Origin of the sequence: Ensifer sp. LBL (genome assembly GCF_050435225.1) — a bacterium.
Lineage (GTDB): Bacteria > Pseudomonadota > Alphaproteobacteria > Rhizobiales > Rhizobiaceae > Ensifer.
This window is the reverse complement of sequence record NZ_JBNDJY010000002.1, coordinates 596,924-616,530: the sequence shown is the minus strand read 5'-3', so window position 1 is coordinate 616,530 and position 19,607 is coordinate 596,924. Positions and strand designations below refer to the sequence as shown.

Sequence of the window (19,607 nt, the reverse complement as noted above, 5' to 3'; positions counted from 1 at the left end):
ACGCGCACCTCCGGTTCGGTTACTTGCGGGGCGCCGTTGCGAACCACTCTTCGAAGGTGATGCGGCCGAGGCGGGGATGGTTGTCGGAAACAAGCGAGCCGTCCTCGAGTAGAGCGCCGAAATAACGCGCCTCCCGGTCGGGCTCGACCTTGCGATTGTCGCCCGTCGCCTTGAGGTAGCGGGCGACGAGATCGCTGAGGCGCGAGCGTTCGGGACCGGCAATCTCGATCGTGCCGTTGACGGGAGCGGCGAGCGCCACGTCGGTCATGGCATCGGCGACGTCGTTAGACGCGATCGGCTGCACATAGGCCGGCGACAGGCGCACGACGTCGCCGACTGTTCCCGATTGCGCGATCCCGCTCAGGAACTCCATGAACTGGGTCGAGTGCACGATCGTAAAGGGCACGCCACCGGCCTTGATCAGCTTTTCCTGGGCAAGCTTGCCGCGGAAGTAGCCGCTCTCCTGCAGCCGCTCGGTACCGACCACGGAAAGCGCGATATGGTGTTTGACACCGGCAGCCTTTTCGGCGGCAAGTAGGTTGCGGCCGGACGTCTCGAAGAATTCGAGCACCGCCCTGTCCTCGAACGAAGGGGAGTTGGCGAGGTCGACGACGACATCGCAGCCGCTGAGCGCTTCGGCGAGCCCCTCGCCCGTGATCGTATTGACGCCGGTGTTCGGCGAGGCGGCGATCACCTCGTGTCCACGCTTGCGCAGGCGCTCGACCGTCTTTGAACCGATGAGGCCGGTTCCGCCGATGATGACGATTTTCATGGGATCCTCCATCGGCGGCGCCCATCGCGCCGCCTTGCATGACGGTTGCTGAGGCGCGCTCAGTTGAGCCCGGCTTTGTCGAGCCCATAGAGCTTGTCGGCCGAGCCGGGCACGGACTTGAAGGCGACGCTGACGCGGTTCCAGGCGTTGATGGCCATGATGGAGAAGGTCAGATCGGAGATTTCCTTCTCCGAGAGCTGGCCGCGCACGCGCTCGTAGAGTTCGTCCGGTACGCCGCCCTCGGGCAATTTCGTCAGCGCCTCGGTCCAGGCGAGTGCCGCGCGCTCGCGCGGCGCAAACAGGTTCGATTCCCGCCAGATCGCCACGTGGTAGAGGCGCAATTCGCTCTCGCCGTGGATCTTCGCCTCTTTCACATGCATGTCGACGCAGAACGCGCAGCCGTTGATCTGCGAAGCGCGCAGATTGACGAGATCGCGGATGGCCTGCTCGATGACGCTGTCCTTCAGGCTGAGGCTGAAGTCGGAGATTTTCTTGAAAAACTCGGGTGACTGCTGGGCGTAGTTGAGGCGCTGGGTCATGGATTTGCTCCTAATTAAGGACATTTATTATCCTTATGGATACAAGATATCCTTAATTGATGGACAGTAAAGCGTGTCCGGCGTAAACTCGGCGCATAAGGCTTATGTCGAAACGTTTGGGGGAAGCCGGATGGACATCGTTTCTGCGCTCAGAGCCTTCCTGCGGGTGGCAGAGACCGGCTCGTTCTCCGCCGCCGCCAACGACCTCGGCCTGACCCAGCCGGCCGTGTCACGCCAGGTCTCGGCGCTCGAGGAGCATCTGCGCACGCGGCTTCTGCACCGGACGACGAATGCGCTGGCGCTGACCGCCGAGGGCGAGCACATGATCCCGATGGCGCTCAAAGTGGTCGAGGCGGTCGATGCTCTCACCGAAGCCTCCTGCGGCGAGACCGGCCTCGTGGCGGGCCGCGTGCGGCTAACCGTGCCCGCGCCGCTCGGCCTCTATCTGAGCGATCGTCTGGCCACCCTCCTCGCCCGCCATCCGGGCCTGTCGGTCGAGCTGCTGTTTCGCGAGGAGCCCTCGGACCTGGTCGGAGAGGGCATCGATCTGGAAGTGCGCTTGGGCCCGGTGTCGGAGAGCGGCCTGATCTGCCGGCGGATCGGCTGGACCACCGCGTTTCTGGTGGCGGCACCCGACTACCTGGACCGGCGCCCCGCGCCCAAGATGCCCGACGACGTCGGGACGCATGAATGCATCTGCTACAGCCGCGCCGGCGACGGCCGCCAGTGGACGTTTTCCGACGGCTCCGACGACGTTTTCGTGCGCATCGCGCCCCGGCTCGTCGCCAACAGTGCGGTGGCCGTGCATCGCGCGGTGCTCGCCGGCAACGGCCTTGCGATCCTCTCCCATATCCTGGCCCGCCCGGACATCGACGCCGGCCGCCTGGTCAACGTCATGCCGGCTTTCCCGCCGGCGCGCCTGCCGATCAGCGTCGTCTACCCTTCGCGCAGAAACGTGCCGCTGCGCGTGCGCACCGTTCTCGATTTCCTGGTGGAGGTGGTCCGGGAAGACCCGTTGATGGCGTCCGCCTCCTGACCGCGGCTTGGGTCAGCGTTGGCCGGCCGAGGCACGAAGGGGCAGCCCGCCATAGGCCTTGATCTCCTTCAGCACGAAGGTCGTCTGCATCTCCTTGATGCACGGCAGGCGCCGCACGACCTTCATGGCAAAATCCGAATAGGAATCGAGGTCGGCAGAGACGACCTGGAGCAGAAAGTCCGCATCGCCGGCGATGCTGTAGCAGGCAACGACGCTGTCGAGCTTCATCACCTCCTCGGCGAAGGCGTCCGCTTCCGCCTCCGTATGGCTGTCGATCTTCACGCGGATGAAGGCAAGCACCCCAAGGCCGATTGCCCGCCGATTGAGAACGGCCATGTAACCCTGGATGACGCCGTCGTCCTCCAGTTGCCGCACGCGCCGCCAGCAGGGCGAGGTCGACATGCCCACCTCCTCCGAAAGCGCCTGGTTGCTCAGGCGCCCGTCACTTTGCAGTGCGTTCAGAATCTTTACATCGGCGGGCGTCAGGGTCGCGGGCATTTTCCATCTCAGTTCGAGGTGTACTCGGTAGAATCTACCTCATATTTTCTATTTTTCGCAACATCCGAAAGAAACTACCTCGCCACACGGTCTATTCTCCCGTCCGGCAGCCGCCTTGAGATAGAGAGAGGAAACAGACCACGTGCTTCAGGACACCCGCCTCGCCATCATCGTCAATCCCGAACTGGCACCTGGCCATCTCGCCAACACGATCGCGGCGATCTCCATCGGCATCGGCTCGGCGATGCCCGGTCTCGGTAACCAGAAGCTGACGGACAGCAGGCAGAATACCATCGATATCAGCTCCAACCGGCCGGTGCCGATCCTCCAGGCGGATGGCGCGACGATCCGCGCGCTGCTCCTGAAGGCGCTGCCGAAAGACGACGACCGTGTCGTCGTGCCGTTTCCCGCCTTCGCGCGCTCGCTGCACAGCTACGCGGACTACGAGGCGCAATTTCCGGAACGCGACCTTTCGCAGGAGACGATCGACGGCATCGGCCTTGCCGGCGACGGCAAGTGGGTCAAATCGCTGACGGGATCGCTGAAATTGCTGCGATAGGGCAAAGGCCTCGCAACGGCGCGGCGGGTCGGGTCCCGCCCCTGCCCGGCATGTACATTTTTTTCACCTGAACCATACCAATGCGCGGATTGGTGGCGACACATTCGCAACACCGATAGCCATTCGCTCGGAAAGGCAGCGCTTTCCGACTTGCCGGCCTCTTCCCGCCTTGACGGGGCCCGGTCTGCGCGACAAGCTCTGAAAACAATTTTCAGAATATCAGAAATCCTTCACATACCGCATCGGCTCGACGGCTCCCGCCCTTGCCGAGGGTGCATCGCGCGACACGCTATCCGGGGAACAAAACGCATGACCAATCAACGGCTCATCATGCTGATCTTCTTCCTGCAACCGATCGCCTTCGGCGCCTGGCTGCCGCGCATTCCCGACGTGCAGCAAAGGCTCGGCCTCGGCCCGGCGGAACTGGCGATCGCGCTGCTCGGCATGCCCGTCGGCATTCTGCTGACGCTGCCCTTTGCCGGTCGTTTCGTCGCCTGGATCGGCGGCCGTGCAACCATCCTCTACGGCTTCGTCGTCTTTCTGGCGCTCGTCTGGCTGCCGACATGGGCTCCGAACATCGAGGTGCTCTTCGTGGCGCTCGCCATCGTCGGCGCGGCGCTGACGACGCTTGAACTCGGCCTCAACGTCGAGGCCGACGCGATCGAAAAGCACTCCGGGAAGCTGATCATGAGCACCTGCCACGGCTTCTGGAGCCTCGGCATCATGACCGGCAGCCTGGTCGGCGTCGGCTTCGCGGCGCTGCATGTGGCGCCGGAATGGGCGGTGCCGCTGACGGCTGCCGGCATGCTGCCGATCAGCGTCTACTTCGCCCGGAAGCTGCCGCTCCTGAAGACCGGCGAGGCCGCGGCTGCCGAGGCGGCACCATCCAGGCGCAAGCTGCCGGGCTGGGCATTGCTCGGGGTCTGCTTCTTCGTCTTCGGCATCACCATGACCGAGGGCGCCGTCGCCGACTGGTCGGCGGTCTTCCTGCGCGACATCTTCGGCCTTTCCAGCGCCAGCGCCGGTTTCGGCTACTCGATCTTCGCCTTCATGGTGGCGGCCGGGCGCTTTGCCGGCGACCGGCTGAAGGCGAGCTACGGCCCGGTTGCGGTGGCGCGCGCCTGCGGCATCGCCAGCATTACCGGGCTCATTCTTGTGGTGGTGAGCCCCGCTGCCTGGGCAGCGCTTCTCGGCTTTGCCGCCATGGGCTTTGGCGTATCGGTCGGCTTTCCCTTCGCCGTCACCGCCGCCGCCGACCAGAAGGACCGGCCGGCGGCCGCAAGCGTCGCCATTCTGTCCTTCATCGCACTGCTCGGCTTCCTGCTCGGGCCGCCCCTGATCGGCCTGATCGCCGAATACAGCGACATGCGTTTCGGGCTTGGCGTGCTCGTGCCATTCCTCGCCGTCAGCCTGCTTCTGACCGGCCGGCTCAAGCCCGCCGCCCGCATAGACGTGCAAGACGCCCAGCAAGCCGCCAGCCGCGCGTAACGGCTACGGCAAGACGAGAACGCAAAAAGCCCCGGCCATGCCAGGCCGGGGCTTTCGTCATTCTTCGTCTGGCGTGTCTTACTTGCGTGCCGCCATGGTGTTGTAGCTGGTGATGAGGTTGCGGTAGTCCGGGATGTGGTTCGAAAACAGCGTGCCGAGGCCTTCGATGTCGTTGCGCCAGTCGCGGTGCAGTTCACAGGCAACGCCAAACCAGGTCATCAGCTGAACGCCGGCGGCGGTCATGCGCGACCAGGCGGAATCGCGGGTCACCTCGTTGAAGGTGCCGGACGAATCCGTGACCACGAAGACCTCGAAGCCTTCCTCGATCGCCGAAAGCGCCGGGAACGCCACGCAGACCTCGGTCACCACGCCGGCGATCAGCAACTGCTTCTTGCCGGTGGCCTTTACGGCCTTGACGAAGTCCTCGTTGTCCCAGGCGTTGATCTGGCCCGGGCGGGGAATGAAGGGCGCGTCGGGAAACTGTTCCTTCAATTCCGGCACCAGCGGGCCGTTCGGGCCGTCCTCGAAGCTGGTGGTCAGAACCGTCGGCAGCTTGAAGTACTTGGCGAGATCACCAAGCGCCAGCACGTTGTTCTTGAACTTGTCCGGATCGAAGTCGCGCACCAGCGACAACAGGCCGGTCTGATGGTCGACGAGCAGGACGGCAACATCATCCTTGTTGAGGCGTACGTAGGGCTTGGTCATCGGAAGTCCTTTCCTTCGTTTGGTTTTCATCACCGCCAGCGACCGTCGTTGCCGCTTGATCCGCTGTGATTGAACGTAAGCTACTGCAGGACCCTCACCGCAAAAAGATTGTGAATTTCGACGCAGCGTCCTATCAATAGAACGATGCAAGACCTGAACGACCTCTATTATTTTGTCCAAGTCGTGGAGCACGGCGGCTTTGCGGCGGCGGCGCGGGCGACCGGTACGCAGAAATCGCGGCTGAGCCGGCGCATTGCTGTCCTGGAAGACCGGATCGGCGTCCGGCTGATCCAGCGTTCGCCGCGCCGGTTCTTCGTTACCGATGTCGGCCGCGAATATTACCAGCGCTGCGTTGCGGTGTTAATCGAGGCGGAAGCGGCCGATGCCTTTATCGCGCAGCATCAGGGAGAGCCGCAGGGCATCATCCGGGTGAGCTGCCCGACCGCGTTGATCTCGTTCCAGTTCGGCCGGCTCTTTGCCCGGTTCATGACCGCTCATCCCCGGATCGGCCTGCATCTGGAAAGCACCAACCGGCGCGTGGACGTGATCGCCGAAGGCTTCGACGTTTCGATCCGTGTCCGGTTCCCGCCGCTGGAAAAGAGCGAGCTGGTGATGCGCAAGCTTGACGACAGTTCGCAATATCTCGTCGCCAGACCCGGATTTCCGAAGGCGCCGATTGGCGAGCCCGCGCAGCTGACGGGATTGCCGAGCCTTGCCTGGACTTCGGCAACGCACACCTATGAATGGCGGCTGGAAAGCGCCGACGGAGAGCGCGCCGTCGTCCGCCACGAGCCGCGCTTCCTGACAGACGACATGGCGGCGCTACGCGAAGCGGCACTCGACGGCGCGGGCATCGTGCAACTGCCGACGATGATGATCTGGAAGGACCTGGTGGCCGGCACACTGGTGCCGGTTCTGCCGCAGTGGCGCCCCGCGTCCGGCGTCGTGCACGCCGTCTTTCCATCGCGGCGCGGGCTGCTGCCCTCCGTCCGCGCCTTCATCGACTTTCTTGCCCAGGAATGCGCCGCCGATCGCCTGACGATCGACGAGAGCCTGGCATGGCCGGCAACGCCACCCCATATCACCGCCTAGCGCATCCGGCGGTCAAGCGGGCTCACGTCAAAGTGCCGTCCTGGGCGCGCCTTCCACGGACCCATGCGCCGGCCGCATGGGTGCCATTCCTTGCATATCCGGCCGCAACGCACGATCTTAATGGAGAAGCCGCGTTCGACGCCGGCTCCCCTCCTGGACCCACCCAGTCGTAGACTTTTCCCCCGGCTTCGGCCGGCGCGGCCATTTCGGCTTGAACAATAGGGAAGGTAATCATGCAGACAACTGCCAAGACTCCCGACGCCAAGACACTGGATGCCATGACGCTGGATGAACGCTCGAACATGATGGCGCTGGTAGCGGAAGCGCTCGAGGCAACGGCCGAGAAGGCCTACGAGATCGGCGACGACCGGTTCGCGGAAAACTCGATCAGCCTCGCCAACATCATCATCGGTTGTGCGGACGACCTGGTCGTCGGCGACTTGCCAGCCGCCGAACTGCTCTTGCAACAGGGCATCGCACTTCTCAGCCTGTTTCCGGGCGAGCCCCGGGAATTTACCCTGCACTAGCCCGTGCGATCACGGCCGACGGCCAGTCGGCCGTGGTCAGGCGTCCCCGAGCGCGAGATCGACCGCGGCAAGCGCGTGGATCTCGGTCGTGTCGAACACCGGGACCGGGCTATCGGCCTGCGAAATCAACAGCATGATCTCGGTGCAGCCCATGATGATCGCTTCGGCGCCGGCATCCACCAGCCGTGCGATGATGGCGCGGTAAGCGTCACGTGAGCTGTCCTTGACGATACCGGCCACGAGTTCGCGGTAGATGATCTCGTGCACCTTCGCCCGGTCTTCCGCCTCCGGCACCAGCACATCGAGACCGAATTTTTCCGCCAGGCGACCCTTGTAGAAGTCCTGCTCCATGGTGAAGGCCGTTCCGAGCAGGCCGACTTTGCGAAGGCCTGCCGCCTTGATCTTCTCTGCCGTCGGGTCGGCGATATGCAAGAGCGGAATGGAGACGGCGGCCGAAACGTCCGCTGCCATCTTGTGCATGGTGTTGGTGCAGATCATCAGGAAATCGGCTCCGCCGGCCTCAAGACGCCGCGCCGCGGCGATCATCTCTCCCGTCAAAGCCGGCCAGTCGCCGTGATGCTGCAGGCGCTCGATCTCGCCGAAGTCCATCGACCACATCAGCGATTTCGCCGAGTGCACGCCACCGAGGCGCTCGCGAACCGTCTCGTTGATGATCCGGTAGTACTCCGCCGAACTTTCCCAGCTCATGCCGCCGATCAGGCCGATGACCTTCATTTTCCTCTCCCTTTTCAATCCGGTCTCCGGGCTAACAAATCCCGCGCCTTCGCGATAGCTCCCGCCCGTTATGCACCTCCAGGACAAGGGTTGCCGCTTGCCGCTGCCGAAGGTTGTGACACGCCGACGACAGCTGGTTGACATTTGCAGCTTTGTGCCGTTTTATATTCCAAAATAAAGAACGACATAGCATAACTATGGAATATGAGGAGGAGCAAATATGAAATCGACTAAACTCGCATTGCTTATTGGAACCGCATTGGTGGCATCGGCAACCCTCGCCTTTGCACAGGAAAAGGGCGGCGTGATCACCGTCGCAACCGTCGGCGAACCGCCGACCCTTGACCCGATGGCATCGACGGCCGACCTCGTCGGCATCGTCTCGCAACACATTTTCGAAACGCTCTACACCTTCGACAAGGACTGGAAGCCGACGCCGCTGCTCGCCGCCAGCCTGCCGGAGATCAGCGCCGACGGCAAAACCTACACGATCAAGCTGCGTTCGGGCGTCAAGTTCCACGACGGCACCGATCTCGACTCGAAGGACGTCGTCGCCTCGCTCGAGCGCTGGACCAAGGTCGCCTCGCGCGGCAAGCAGACGGCAACGACGATTTCCGGCATCGAAGCGATCGACCCGCTGACGGTAAAGATCTCGCTCGCCACCCCTTACGCACCGCTCGTCTCGCTGCTCGCCTTCAACAACTCCGCGGCAATCGTGCTTCCATCCGAAAAGCAGGCCGAGCCGATGACCGATTTCGTCGGCACCGGCCCGTACCAGCTGAAGGAGCGCAAGGCGGACCAGTACATCCAGCTGACCCGCTACGACGCTTACAAAACGCCGGAAGGCGAGGCCAACGGCTATGGCGGCGCCCGCCACCAATATGCCGACGAAATCCGCTTCGTGCCGGTTCCGGATCCGAACACCCGCGTCGAGGCCGCCGTTTCCGGCCAGTACGACTATGTCGATAGTCTGCCGGTCGAATCCTTCGAACGCGTCAAGGGTTCGAGCGCTTCCGAACCCGTCATGCTCCAGCCCTTCGGCTGGCCGGTCTTTGTCTTGAACTCCGGCAACGGCATGACCAAGAACCTCGACCTGCGCAAGGCGATCCGCGCTTCGCTCAGCATGGAAGACATGATGGCCGCCGCCTTCGGCACCACCGACTTCTATGCGCTCGACGCTGCTCTCTACCCGTCCCAGTTCACCTGGCGGACCGATGCCGGCACCGAAGGCGCCTACAACATCGCCGATGCGGAAAAGGCCGGCGAACTCCTGAAGGCCGCCGGCTACAAGGGCGAGCCGCTGCGCATCCTGACCAGCCGCCAGTACGAGTTCCATTACAAGATGGCGCAGGTCGCCGCCGAGTATCTGAAGCTCGCCGGCTTTACCGTCGATCTGCAGGTGGTCGACTGGGCAACGCTCACCCAGCGCCGCGCCGACCCGACGCTCTGGGACATCTACATCACCCACAGCCCCTTCCTGCCAGAACCGGCCCTCATCGGCATGATGTCGACGAAGGCGCCCGGCAACTGGGATACGCCGGCGCGCGCCAAGGCGGTCGATGCCTTCAACGCCGAATCCGACCCGGCCAAGCGCGTGGCGCTGTGGGCCGACGTGCAGAAGGTGATCTTCGAGGAAGTGCCGTTCATCAAGATCGGCGACTTCAACGCACTCTCGGCCAAGGCAAAGACGCTTGAGGGCGTCTCGCCGGCCCCGTGGCCGTACTTCTGGAACGCTTCGATCAAGAAGTAAGCTCCCCCCTCCCAAGGGACTTCGGCGGATGTTCGGGCAAAAGCCCGGCGTCCGCCTGAAGGGGCGCGTCGCTCCGCCTCCACCTTTCGGCGGGGCGCACAGGAAAGGTTCGAGGCCACCATGTTACGCTACATCTTCCAACGGCTGATGGGCATGATCGTCGTCATGGCGATCGTCGTCACGATCGTCTTCGTCATCGTCCGCGTGACGCCCGGGGACCCGGCCGCCGTCATGCTCGGTCCGGAAGCGACCCAGGAGGACATTTCGGCGCTGCGCACCCGGCTTGGCCTCGACCAGTCGCTCGGCCTGCAATATGTCTACTACATCGGACAGCTGCTGCAGGGCGATCTCGGCCAGTCGATCTTCCTCAACCAGCCGGTCACGTCGGCCTTGGCAGAGCGTGCCGAACCGACCTTCTTCCTCACCTTGTTCTCTATCCTGATCGCATGCGCCATCGCGCTGCCGATCGGCATCTACGCCGCCTACCGGCGCGGTTCCTTCGTCGACCAGGCGGCAACGACGCTCGCCATGTTGGCGGCGAGCATACCGAGCTTCTGGCTCGGCCTGATCCTGATCCAGGTGCTGGCGGTGCGCTTCGGCTGGTTCCCCGTCTCCGGCTATGGCGGCCCCGGTTCCTCCTTCGCGGACCGCATGTACCACCTGGCGCTGCCGGCGATCGCGCTCGGCGTAGTCTCCTCGGCACTGATCCTGCGCTTCACCCGCGCCTCGATGCTCGACGTGCTGGGCGACGATTTCATCCGTACCGCCCGGGCCAAGGGCCTCGGCGAACGCAAGGTGGTGATGAAACACGCGCTGAAAAACGCGCTAATCCCGATCCTGACGATCATCGGCCTCACCGCCGCCGTGCTGATCTCCGGCGCGGTCGTCACCGAAACCGTGTTCGGCCTGCCAGGCGTCGGCAATCTCGTCGTCTCCGCCGTGCTTCGCCGCGACTATCCGGTCATCCAGGGCGCGCTGCTCGTGATTGCAGCCCTTTACGTGCTGATCAATTTCGCGATCGACATGCTCTATCTCCTCGTTGATCCAAGGGTGCGCTACTGATGGCTATCACCGTATCCGCCCCCTCCGAGAGCGAGGGCCGCAAGTTCATCCGCCGGCTGCTAAAGCGCAAGACCGTTGCCTTCGGCCTGATCGTTCTCACCGTCTTCGTGCTGCTCGCCGCCTTCGCGCCGCTGATTGCGCCTTACGCGCCCGGCAAGCTGTCGATCGTCAACCGCCTGCAACCGCCAAGCCTGCAATGGTTCTTCGGCACGGACGAGTTCGGTCGCGACGTCTTTTCCCGCACCATCTATGCGGGACGCCTGTCGCTGTTTGTCGGTGCCGCCGTCGTCACGCTCGCAACCGCGATCGGCGTGGTGCTCGGCCTTCTTGCCGGCTTCTTCCAGAAGCTCGACACGCCGATCGCCCGCGTCATCGACGCGATGATGGCTTTTCCGGACATCCTGCTGGCAATCGCGCTGGTCGCCGCCCTCGGCCCGTCGCTGACGACCGTCATCATCGCGCTTAGCATCGTCTATGCGCCGCGGCTTGCCCGCGTCGTGCGCGCCTCGACGCTGGTCATCCGCGAGCTTCCCTATGTCGAGGCCGCCCGTGCGCTCGGCATCTCGACGCCGCACATCATGACCCGGCACGTGCTGCGCAATCTTCTGTCACCGGTTCTGGTCCAAGGCACCTTCCTATTCGCCCATGCGATGCTCGCCGAAGCCGGGCTCTCCTTCCTCGGCGTCGGTGTCAGCCCGGAAATCCCGACCTGGGGCACGATGATCGCCTCGGGCCGGCAATATATCGGCCAGGCCGATTGGGTGACGCTCTTTCCCGGCATCGCCATCGTGCTTTCGGTGCTGTCGCTCCAGATGGTCGGGGACGGCCTGCGCGACATGCTCGACCCCCGCCTCAGAAAGGACCTGTAAGTCATGGCTAACGAAACCAGCAGCAAGGGCCCGGTCCTGCTCCGGCAGGTGAAGCCCGTCGCCTTCGGCATGGCCGCACCGGCAGAGACCATCGACATCCTCGTCGACGGCGAAGGTCGCATCGCCGCACTCGGCCAGAACCTTCAGGCCCCGGACGGCGCACGCCGCGTCGACGGAAATGGCGCCTGGATCTCGCCCGGCTGGATCGACCTGCACGCCCATGTCTGGCATGGCGGCACCGACATCTCCGTTCGCCCACAGCTTTGCGGCATGGAGCGCGGCGTCACCACGATCGTCGATGCGGGCTCGGCGGGTGAAGCCAATTTCCACGGTTTCCGCGAATACATCATCGAGCCGTCGCGCGAACGCATCAAGGCGTTCCTCAATCTCGGCTCGATCGGCCTTGTCGCCTGCAACCGCGTCAGCGAGCTCTCCGACATCCGCTCGATCGACATCGACCGCATCATCGCCTGCTACCAGGAAAACCGTGAACACATCGTCGGCCTGAAGGTGCGCGCCAGCCATGTGATCACCGGTTCCTGGGGCGTCACGCCGGTGAAGCTCGGCAAGAAGATCGCCAAGATCCTGAAGATCCCGATGATGGTGCATGTCGGCGAACCGCCGGCGCTTTACGACGAAGTACTCGAAATCCTCGGCCCCGGCGACATCGTCACCCATTGCTTCAACGGCAAGGCCGGTTCCAGCATCATCGAGGACGAGGACCTGTTCGAGCTTGCCGAACGCTGCGCCGGCGAAGGCATCCGCCTCGACATCGGCCATGGCGGCGCCTCGTTCTCCTTCCGCGTCGCTGAAGTGGCGATCGCCCGCGGTCTGCTGCCCTTCTCGATCTCGACCGACGTGCATCTGCGCAGCATGAACCAGTCGGTCTGGGACCTCGGCACCACCATGTCGAAGCTGCTCAGCGTCGGCATGCCCTTCGAAAAGGTGGTCGAGGCCGTGACCCAAGCGCCGGCTTCGGTCATCCGGCTGCCGATGGACAATCTGCTTACCGTCGGCGCCCGCGCCGAATTCACCCTCTTCGACCTCGTCGATAGCGAGCTACGGGTCTTCGATTCCCTCGGCACCGAAGCCCATCTCAACCGCCTCTTCGAGCCCCGTTACGCGGTGATGGGCACCGAGGTGGTTGCCGCCAACCGTTACCAACCGCAGCATGTCGAATGCCCCGACCACAGCCACGGCTTCAGCTACCGCTGAGGCAAGGCAACAGAATTCAGAAATGACAGGATATCGCGTGAACAGTCTGGATCAGAAGAAGACCACCTCTGCTGCCGTCTCACCCTATGAGCGGCTGCAAGCCCTCGGCATCGATCTGCCACCCTCGCCACCGCCGATCGCCAACTTCGTCACCCATGTGCAGGAAGGCAATATTCTCTACCTCTCCGGCCAGGGCCCGCGCGAAGTCGACGGCCACCTGCATGCCGGTAAGGTCGGCGCCGAGGTTGACGTCGACAGCGCCTACCAGCACGCGCGACTGACGGGCATAAACCTGCTTGCCGTCATGCATGACGCGCTCGGTGATCTCGGGCGGGTCAAGCGGATCGTCAAGCTGCTCGGCATGGTCAACGCCGTGCCCGATTTCGAAGAGCACCCGCGCGTCATCAACGGCTGCTCGGATCTGCTGATGGATGTTTTTGGAGAGGCCGGCAGCCATGCCCGCTCGGCGGTGGGTTTCGGGTCGCTACCCGGAAACATCACCGTCGAGATCGAGGCGATCGTCGCTCTGCACGACTAACGACAGGAGTTTGGATCAGTGGCTGCGCCAGCCCATCATCTTTTCGATCCGCTCGGCGGAAACCCTGACGTGATCGGCGTAGAACGCCCGGTCGTCGAGGATTTTCTGCTCGGGCAGCACGATCGAGATCGTGGCAGCGCAATTGCCCTTGTCGTCGAGGATCGGGGCGGCGACGCAGGCGACCGCATAGTCGGATTCACCCGCCTGGATCGACAGCCGTGCCGCAAGCGCGCTCCCGGCCTGGTCGGAAAGGGCGGCCGGATCGATGTCGGCGCGGCCGGTCGGCGACGTGCGGGCGCAGCGGCGGAACAACTCCAGCCGTTCATCGGCCGGAAGATGACCGACGAGCAGGCGGCCGGACGCCGTCCAGTTGAGCGGCACGCGGGTGCCGACGCGCGAGGTCACCTGGAAATGGCCGGGACCGTCGGCCATGGCGAGCACCTGCATGTAGTCGCCGTCGCGACCGCAAAGCTGGATCGTCTCGGCGACTTCGCGGCCGAGGTCGTGCATTTCGCGGGTGGCAACGCCGAGGAAATCGAGCGAGCGGGCATAGGCAAGGCCATAGTGATAGAGCCGGTCGCCGAGCCAGACGAGCCCGTCGGCGTCACGGCTGAGCAGATTCTTCTCGACCATGTCGTCGACGATGACGTAAGCGGTCGACAGCGGCGCGCCGACGGCCTTGGCAATGGCGTAGACGCCGCTCGGGGAACCCGTCTCATAAAGGAAATCGAGTACCTGCAAGGCGCGATCCATGCCGCTCACGCGCGAACGGCGCGGCTTGCCGGTCGTTTCGATATCGTCGGTCGGCTCGACGCCGGTCATCGTCTTGTCCACTGCTTCACTCCTGCACCGCTCGAAAGGCGTGCTGCCGGTAAAATCTCGGCTTCCGCTGCCGCGCCGCCGCCGATGGCGGCCGCGTCAGATGGCGGAAAGCCTCACTCATACTTCATTACTATGGTAGATATTCCGCGAAAACGGAATAGTCTACCCGTTTCGACCGCCAGAAAATCGCCTGCCAGAAAAACATATGGAGACCACTATGCCTGACCGTGACATTCGCGAAGCTCTCGGACTTCGCCCCGTTATCAACGTCTCCGGCACGATGACGGGCCTCGGCGCATCGATCGTGGTCCCGGAAGCGATCGCGGCCATGACAGGCATACTGCCGCAGTTCGTCGAGATCAACGACCTGCAGCGCAAGGTGAGCCCGGTAATTTCGCGGCTGACGGGTGCTGAGGCCGGCTTCATCACGGCGTCGTGCTCCGCTGGCATCAGCCTCGCCGTTGCCGGCACCATGACCGGAAGCGATCTTGCCGCCATCGAGCGCCTGCCCGACACGACCGGCCTCAAGAACGAAGTCATCCTGCAGATGGGCCATGTGGTCAGCTACGGCGCGCCCGTCGACCAGGCGATCCGGCTCGCCGGCGCCAAGCCGGTGATCGTCGGCCAGGCCACGTCCGCCTATCGCTACCATATCGAAGGCGCCATCAACGAACGCACCGCCTGCGCCGTCTATGTCGTCTCGCACCACGTCGTGCAGTACGGCCTCGTCGGTCTCAGGGAATTTGCCGAGGTCTGCCATTCCAAGGGCGTGCCGGTCATCGTCGACGCCGCCTCGGAATACGACCTGCGCATCTTCCTCGACGAGGGCGCCGACATCGTGCTCTATTCCGGCCACAAGTTCCTGGGCGGCCCGACCTCGGGCATCGTCGCCGGCAAAAAGGAAATGGTGCGCAACACCTTCCTGCAGAACCTCGGCATCGGCCGCGGCATGAAGGTCGGCAAGGAAAGCATGCTCGGCGTGATGGCGGCGCTTCAGGCCTGGGAAACACGCGACCATGCCGGCATTCGCGAGCGCGAAACCGGTTACCTGAACCTCTGGCGCGAGACGCTCGACGGCCGTCCCGGCATCAAGCCGGTGATCGAGGCCGACCCGACCAACAACCCGCTCGACCGGCTGCGCGTCAACATCGACCCGCAGGAAGCGCATATCACCGCCTGGGATCTCGCCGATGCGCTGGCGCGCGGCGCGCCGCCGATCATCGTGCGCGACCACGAGGCAGAGCACAACTACTTCTACCTCGACCCCTGCAACCTGCATCCGGGCCAGGAGAAGATCGTCGCCAGCCGGCTTGCCGAGGAACTCGACAAGGCGAGAGCCTCGAACGAGATCATCGCCACGTCGCTTGCCGAACGCAACGCACGCCGCTTCGCCGGCCTGCTGCGCTGGCCCGACTGACCCGACGACCAACGACGATACGCAGCATCTGACGGAGGAAACGAGATGACCGAGACCAAAGCCCAGCCGGACCGTTCGACGGCACCCGTTCTCTCCGTCGAAAACCTGACGACATCCTTCCTGGTCGATGGCGCCTGGAAGCCTGTCGTCCGGGATATCTCGTTTTCCGTTGCGCCGGGCGAAACCGTCGCGATCGTCGGCGAGTCCGGCTCAGGCAAGAGCGTCACGTCGCTCTCGATCATGCGGCTCCTGCAGAAGGAGACGAGCCGCGTCGAAGGACGGGTGATGATGGGCGGACGCAACATCCTCGACCTGCCGGAATCTGAGATGCGCCGCGTGCGCGGCAACGACGTCGCGATGATCTTCCAGGAGCCGATGACCAGCCTCAATCCGCTGTTCACCATCGGCGACCAGATCTCCGAGGCCCTTCTCTGCCACAGCCCGATGTCGAAGGCAGAGGCGAAAGCCGAAACCATCCGGCTGCTCGAAAAGGTCCGCATTCCCTCGGCGGCCTCGCGCTTCGACGAATACCCGCACCGCTTCTCCGGCGGCATGCGCCAGCGCGTGATGATCGCGATGGCGCTCGCGAGCCGTCCGAAGCTGCTCATCGCCGACGAGCCGACGACGGCGCTCGACGTCACCATCCAGGGCCAGATCCTCGACCTGATCAAGGTGCTGCAGGAAGAGGAAGGTACCTCGGTGCTCTTCATCACCCACGACATGGGCGTGGTCGCCGAGATCGCCGACCGCACGGTCGTGATGTTCCGCGGCGATGCCGTCGAGACCGGCAACACCGAGGACATCTTCCTTCGGGCGAAACATCCCTATACCCGCGCGTTGCTTTCGGCCGTGCCAATGCTCGGCTCGATGAAGGGCGAAAACCAGCCAATGCGTTTTCCGGTGATCGACGCCGCGACCGGGCTGCCTTCGGCAACGGCGGAAGCCACCGATACGGTGCAGTCCGGTCGCAAGCCGATCCTCGAGGTCAAGAACCTCGTCAAGCGCTTCGACATCCACGCCGGCCTGCTTGGCAAGCTCAAGGGCCGGGTGCATGCGATCGAAAACGTCTCCTTCAGCCTGCAGCCGGGCGAGACGCTGTCGCTCGTCGGCGAATCCGGCTGCGGCAAGTCGACGACCGGCCGCGCCATCATGCGGCTGATCGAGCCGGAAAGCGGCGCGGTGACGCTCGACGGCCAGGACGTGCTCAAGATGGATCGCAAGCAGTTGCGCGAAATGCGCCGCACCATGCAGATGATCTTCCAGGATCCCTTCGCCAGCCTCAATCCGCGCATGACGGTAGGGGCGGCGATTGCCGAACCCTATATCGAGCACAAGCTCGGCACCGCACGACAGGCCCGCGAGAAGGTCGCCGACCTCCTGGAACGCGTCGGCCTGCAGGCCGACATGGCGGCGCGCTATCCGCACGAGTTCTCCGGCGGCCAGCGCCAGCGCGTCTGCATCGCTCGTGCGCTTGCGCTCGACCCGAAGGTGATCGTCGCCGACGAATCCGTCTCCGCGCTCGACGTGTCGATCAAGGCACAGGTCATCAACCTCTTGCTCGACCTGCAGGCAAGCCTCGGCCTTGCCTATCTGTTCATCTCGCACGACATGGCCGTCGTCGAGCGCGTCAGCCACCGCGTCGCCGTCATGCATCTCGGCGAGATCGTCGAGATCGGCTCACGCGCGCAGGTCTTTGAGAACCCGCAGCATCCCTATACGAAGAAACTGATGGCGGCCGTGCCGATCGCCGACCCGACCCGTCGCCATACGCGCCGCAATGTCGCGAGCGACGAGCTGAAGAGCCCCTTGCGCGCGCCCGACTATGTGCCGGCCGAACGGCGCTACCAGCAGGTCGCCGACGATCACTTCGTCCAGGTCTGACGGCGCGCCATACCGACCGAACAGCCGTGGCATCAACCGCGGGCCGACGCGCGTCCCATATCGTGGGCGCGCGATCGCCGTTGCTGTCGGCGCTTCGAGATTGATGCACATCGACGGAAGCGGCCAACTTCCGCGCGCCAGGGCCGTGGCTTGCCAAGCCGTAAACATCTCCGCTCGACGAAGTTTTAGGAAACAGTCACCCACGCGATGTGGCCCGGGCCGAGTTCGACATTCGGTCAAGCCATAGGTCGAATACAGACAGTATCTTCATCCTATAGTTGCGATCCCGTTGCAAAAGACCTATAGCGGCAGCGGGCGGGTTTCAGACTGAGTCGAGGATGAAACAATGTTTCGAGACACCAAGCCCGATCTCCTGCGGCCGATTTCCGAAGTGCTGCGCGCCTATTGGCGCGCCGATCGCTGGATGCTTCTGGCCGTGGCGACGATCGTGCTCGTTTCGAGCGTCTGCAGCGTTGCCGCTCCCTATGTCTTTTCCAGGCTGATCGACACGCTGTCGCAGCAAACCCTCGTTCCCGGTCTACTATGGGGCTTCGTGATCTATGCGACGCTTCTCGGCCTGTCGGCGGCCCTTCAGCACATGGTGCAGTATCTGTCGTTCATGACCGCGGAGAACCTCGGCTTCATCGCCAGCACCCGCTTCTTCGAACGCATCCTCAAGAAGACGACCGCCTTCTTCGTCGAGCACAATCCGGCGCAGATCCAGAACGCCAATGCGCGCGGGCGCAGCGCGCTGATCACACTGGTCGAGCTGGGGCTCGTCGCCTTCATTCCCGGCGCCGTCCAGATCCTGCTGACGCTTGCAACCCTCGGCGCCCTCATCAACGCCGAAGTGGTCGCGATCACGGTGATCTATGGCACGGCAGCGATAACGGTCACGCTGCTTTCCGCCCGCCGCGCCCGCGTCTATCTCGATCGGGCCGTGGAGGCCGGGCAGGAAAACGCCCGCTTCGTCGGCAACGCCATGAATGCCATGGAAACGTTGCGCCATTTCGGCAGCCACGCCTGGATGAGCCACCGCTTCTCGGCCAAGGCGCGCGAGGTGCGTGACAATTGGCGCGCCTACGTGCTGCAGCGCATCGGTTCGATCGCCCTCATCGGTCTTGGGCTGGCGATCCAGTTTGCGGTGACGTTCTGGCTGCTATTACCGCGCTACGAGGCCGGCGCTCTGTCGATCGGCCAGATCGTGTTGTTCAACACGCTGCTCCTCCAGCTCAACATGCCGTTCGAAATGATCGCCCACGCCATCGACGACGTCGCGCGCTCGCGCGCCGACCTGGGGCCGATGGCGAGAATGTGGAGCGCGCCGGAGGAGCGGCAGGTGTCGCACGCATCGGCCTTCACGCCACGCGAAGGGCACGTCGTTTTCGACGATGTCGGCTACGCCTATGACAATGGCCGCGGGCTGAGCGCGGTCAGCTTTGCCGCCAGCCGCGGCGGCATCACCTTTCTCACCGGCGAGACCGGCTCCGGCAAGTCGACGATCTTCAAGCTGGCGCTGAAATCGATGGAGCCGGACAGCGGACGCATCCTTGTCGATGGCATCGATCTTGCGACCATCGACCGGGCCGACTGGTACGGCGCGATTGCCGTCGTGCCGCAGGACGTCGTGCTGCTGAATGAAAGCCTGGAAGACAATATCCTGCTCGGTCGCCCGCGCGACGAGGCCAGATTGCGCGAGGCCGCCGAGAAGGCGGCGATCCTCGCCTTCATCGCGGCGCTGCCCGCCGGCTTCGACACCACCGTCGGCGAACGGGGTCTGAAGCTTTCCGGCGGCGAACGCCAAAGGATCGCCATCGCCCGTGCGCTCTACGGCAGCCCCGCCATCCTGTTTCTCGACGAAGCGAGTTCGGCGCTCGACGAGGCGACCGAGCGCGACATCATGGAACATATCCGGCTGCTTGCCCGCGATGTGACGGTGCTGGCGATCACGCACAGGCGATCGGTGATCACTGAGGCCGACACGGTAATCGCACTCGGCGACACCAAGACCGCCCCGAAAGAAGCCCTCGCACCGTCCGCTGAGCGCGCGTTCTGACCGGCAGGTCAACACCAACTGGTTGCAAGGCGGAGCGATATTCGCC

19 protein-coding genes are annotated in these 19,607 nt (G+C 64.0%); 13 read left to right on the top strand and 6 right to left on the bottom strand.

Annotated elements, in window-relative coordinates; translation table 11 throughout:
• Window positions 1-19: 19 nt before the first annotated feature.
• Both OKW20_RS10115 and OKW20_RS10110 read right to left on the bottom strand, forming a co-directional pair.
• A complete protein-coding gene (locus tag OKW20_RS10115; RefSeq protein ID WP_429171922.1) occupies window positions 20-772 on the bottom strand; it encodes an SDR family oxidoreductase in 753 nt (250 codons plus the stop codon).
• 59 nt (window positions 773-831) lie between these two features.
• Window positions 832-1,311, bottom strand: coding sequence for a carboxymuconolactone decarboxylase family protein (locus tag OKW20_RS10110; protein ID WP_043623425.1), 480 nt, complete (start codon window positions 1,309-1,311; stop codon window positions 832-834).
• Window positions 1,312-1,441: 130 nt separating this feature from the next.
• On the opposite strand from OKW20_RS10110, the gene OKW20_RS10105 reads away from it, so the two are divergent.
• On the top strand, window positions 1,442-2,347 hold the full coding sequence (locus OKW20_RS10105; protein ID WP_429171920.1) for a LysR family transcriptional regulator: 906 nt from the start codon (window positions 1,442-1,444) through the stop codon (window positions 2,345-2,347).
• Between the two features lie 12 nt (window positions 2,348-2,359).
• Here the strand turns inward: OKW20_RS10105 and OKW20_RS10100 are convergent, their stop codons facing one another.
• The gene (locus OKW20_RS10100) at window positions 2,360-2,845 is read right to left on the bottom strand and encodes an Lrp/AsnC family transcriptional regulator (protein ID WP_429171918.1); all 486 of its coding nucleotides are present in this window, start codon (window positions 2,843-2,845) and stop codon (window positions 2,360-2,362) included.
• A gap of 142 nt (window positions 2,846-2,987) precedes the next feature.
• Between OKW20_RS10100 and OKW20_RS10095 the strand changes: the two genes are divergently transcribed.
• Both OKW20_RS10095 and OKW20_RS10090 read left to right on the top strand, forming a co-directional pair.
• Complete coding sequence (locus tag OKW20_RS10095; protein WP_429171916.1) at window positions 2,988-3,404, top strand: DUF2000 domain-containing protein; 417 nt, start codon at window positions 2,988-2,990, stop codon at window positions 3,402-3,404.
• 309 nt (window positions 3,405-3,713) lie between these two features.
• Window positions 3,714-4,892, top strand: coding sequence for an MFS transporter (locus tag OKW20_RS10090; RefSeq protein ID WP_429171915.1), 1,179 nt, complete (start codon window positions 3,714-3,716; stop codon window positions 4,890-4,892).
• A 78-nt stretch (window positions 4,893-4,970) separates the two neighbouring features.
• Here OKW20_RS10090 and ycaC read toward each other — a convergent pair whose 3' ends face one another.
• Window positions 4,971-5,597, bottom strand: coding sequence for an isochorismate family cysteine hydrolase YcaC (gene ycaC, locus OKW20_RS10085; RefSeq protein WP_429171912.1), 627 nt, complete (start codon window positions 5,595-5,597; stop codon window positions 4,971-4,973).
• Window positions 5,598-5,741: 144 nt separating this feature from the next.
• Between ycaC and OKW20_RS10080 the strand changes: the two genes are divergently transcribed.
• A complete protein-coding gene (locus tag OKW20_RS10080) occupies window positions 5,742-6,689 on the top strand; it encodes a LysR substrate-binding domain-containing protein (protein ID WP_429171910.1) in 948 nt (315 codons plus the stop codon).
• Between the two features lie 233 nt (window positions 6,690-6,922).
• A complete protein-coding gene (locus OKW20_RS10075; protein WP_034787562.1) occupies window positions 6,923-7,216 on the top strand; it encodes a hypothetical protein in 294 nt (97 codons plus the stop codon).
• Between the two features lie 36 nt (window positions 7,217-7,252).
• Here the strand turns inward: OKW20_RS10075 and OKW20_RS10070 are convergent, their stop codons facing one another.
• Window positions 7,253-7,951, bottom strand: a complete 699-nt coding sequence (locus OKW20_RS10070) for an aspartate/glutamate racemase family protein (RefSeq protein ID WP_043615363.1) — start codon at window positions 7,949-7,951, stop codon at window positions 7,253-7,255.
• A gap of 220 nt (window positions 7,952-8,171) precedes the next feature.
• On the opposite strand from OKW20_RS10070, the gene OKW20_RS10065 reads away from it, so the two are divergent.
• The 5 genes from OKW20_RS10065 to OKW20_RS10045 all read left to right on the top strand — a co-directional run bounded on the left by OKW20_RS10065 (window position 8,172) and on the right by OKW20_RS10045 (window position 13,385).
• Window positions 8,172-9,701 (top strand): ABC transporter substrate-binding protein, encoded by a 1,530-nt coding sequence (locus OKW20_RS10065; protein ID WP_429171908.1) that lies wholly within the window; start codon window positions 8,172-8,174, stop codon window positions 9,699-9,701.
• A 120-nt stretch (window positions 9,702-9,821) separates the two neighbouring features.
• Window positions 9,822-10,763 carry an ABC transporter permease gene (locus tag OKW20_RS10060; protein WP_043615358.1) on the top strand — a complete coding sequence of 314 codons (942 nt, stop codon included), beginning with the start codon at window positions 9,822-9,824 and terminating at the stop codon, window positions 10,761-10,763.
• A complete protein-coding gene (locus tag OKW20_RS10055; protein WP_429171906.1) occupies window positions 10,763-11,632 on the top strand; it encodes an ABC transporter permease in 870 nt (289 codons plus the stop codon). The genes OKW20_RS10060 and OKW20_RS10055 overlap by 1 nt, the downstream gene beginning before the upstream one ends.
• A gap of 3 nt (window positions 11,633-11,635) precedes the next feature.
• Complete coding sequence (locus OKW20_RS10050) at window positions 11,636-12,847, top strand: amidohydrolase/deacetylase family metallohydrolase (protein ID WP_429171904.1); 1,212 nt, start codon at window positions 11,636-11,638, stop codon at window positions 12,845-12,847.
• A 22-nt stretch (window positions 12,848-12,869) separates the two neighbouring features.
• Window positions 12,870-13,385, top strand: coding sequence for a RidA family protein (locus OKW20_RS10045; RefSeq protein ID WP_429171902.1), 516 nt, complete (start codon window positions 12,870-12,872; stop codon window positions 13,383-13,385).
• 15 nt (window positions 13,386-13,400) lie between these two features.
• On the opposite strand, the gene OKW20_RS10040 is transcribed toward OKW20_RS10045, so the two are convergent.
• Window positions 13,401-14,207, bottom strand: coding sequence for an IclR family transcriptional regulator (locus OKW20_RS10040; RefSeq protein ID WP_429172329.1), 807 nt, complete (start codon window positions 14,205-14,207; stop codon window positions 13,401-13,403).
• A gap of 217 nt (window positions 14,208-14,424) precedes the next feature.
• Here OKW20_RS10040 and OKW20_RS10035 point away from each other — a divergent pair, with 217 nt between their 5' ends.
• From OKW20_RS10035 to OKW20_RS10025, 3 genes are all read left to right on the top strand, one after another.
• A complete protein-coding gene (locus OKW20_RS10035) occupies window positions 14,425-15,624 on the top strand; it encodes an aminotransferase class V-fold PLP-dependent enzyme (protein ID WP_192451222.1) in 1,200 nt (399 codons plus the stop codon).
• A 45-nt stretch (window positions 15,625-15,669) separates the two neighbouring features.
• Window positions 15,670-17,505, top strand: a complete 1,836-nt coding sequence (locus OKW20_RS10030; RefSeq protein WP_429171900.1) for an ABC transporter ATP-binding protein — start codon at window positions 15,670-15,672, stop codon at window positions 17,503-17,505.
• A gap of 346 nt (window positions 17,506-17,851) precedes the next feature.
• Window positions 17,852-19,561, top strand: coding sequence for an ABC transporter ATP-binding protein (locus OKW20_RS10025; RefSeq protein WP_429171899.1), 1,710 nt, complete (start codon window positions 17,852-17,854; stop codon window positions 19,559-19,561).
• Window positions 19,562-19,607 lie beyond the last annotated feature (46 nt).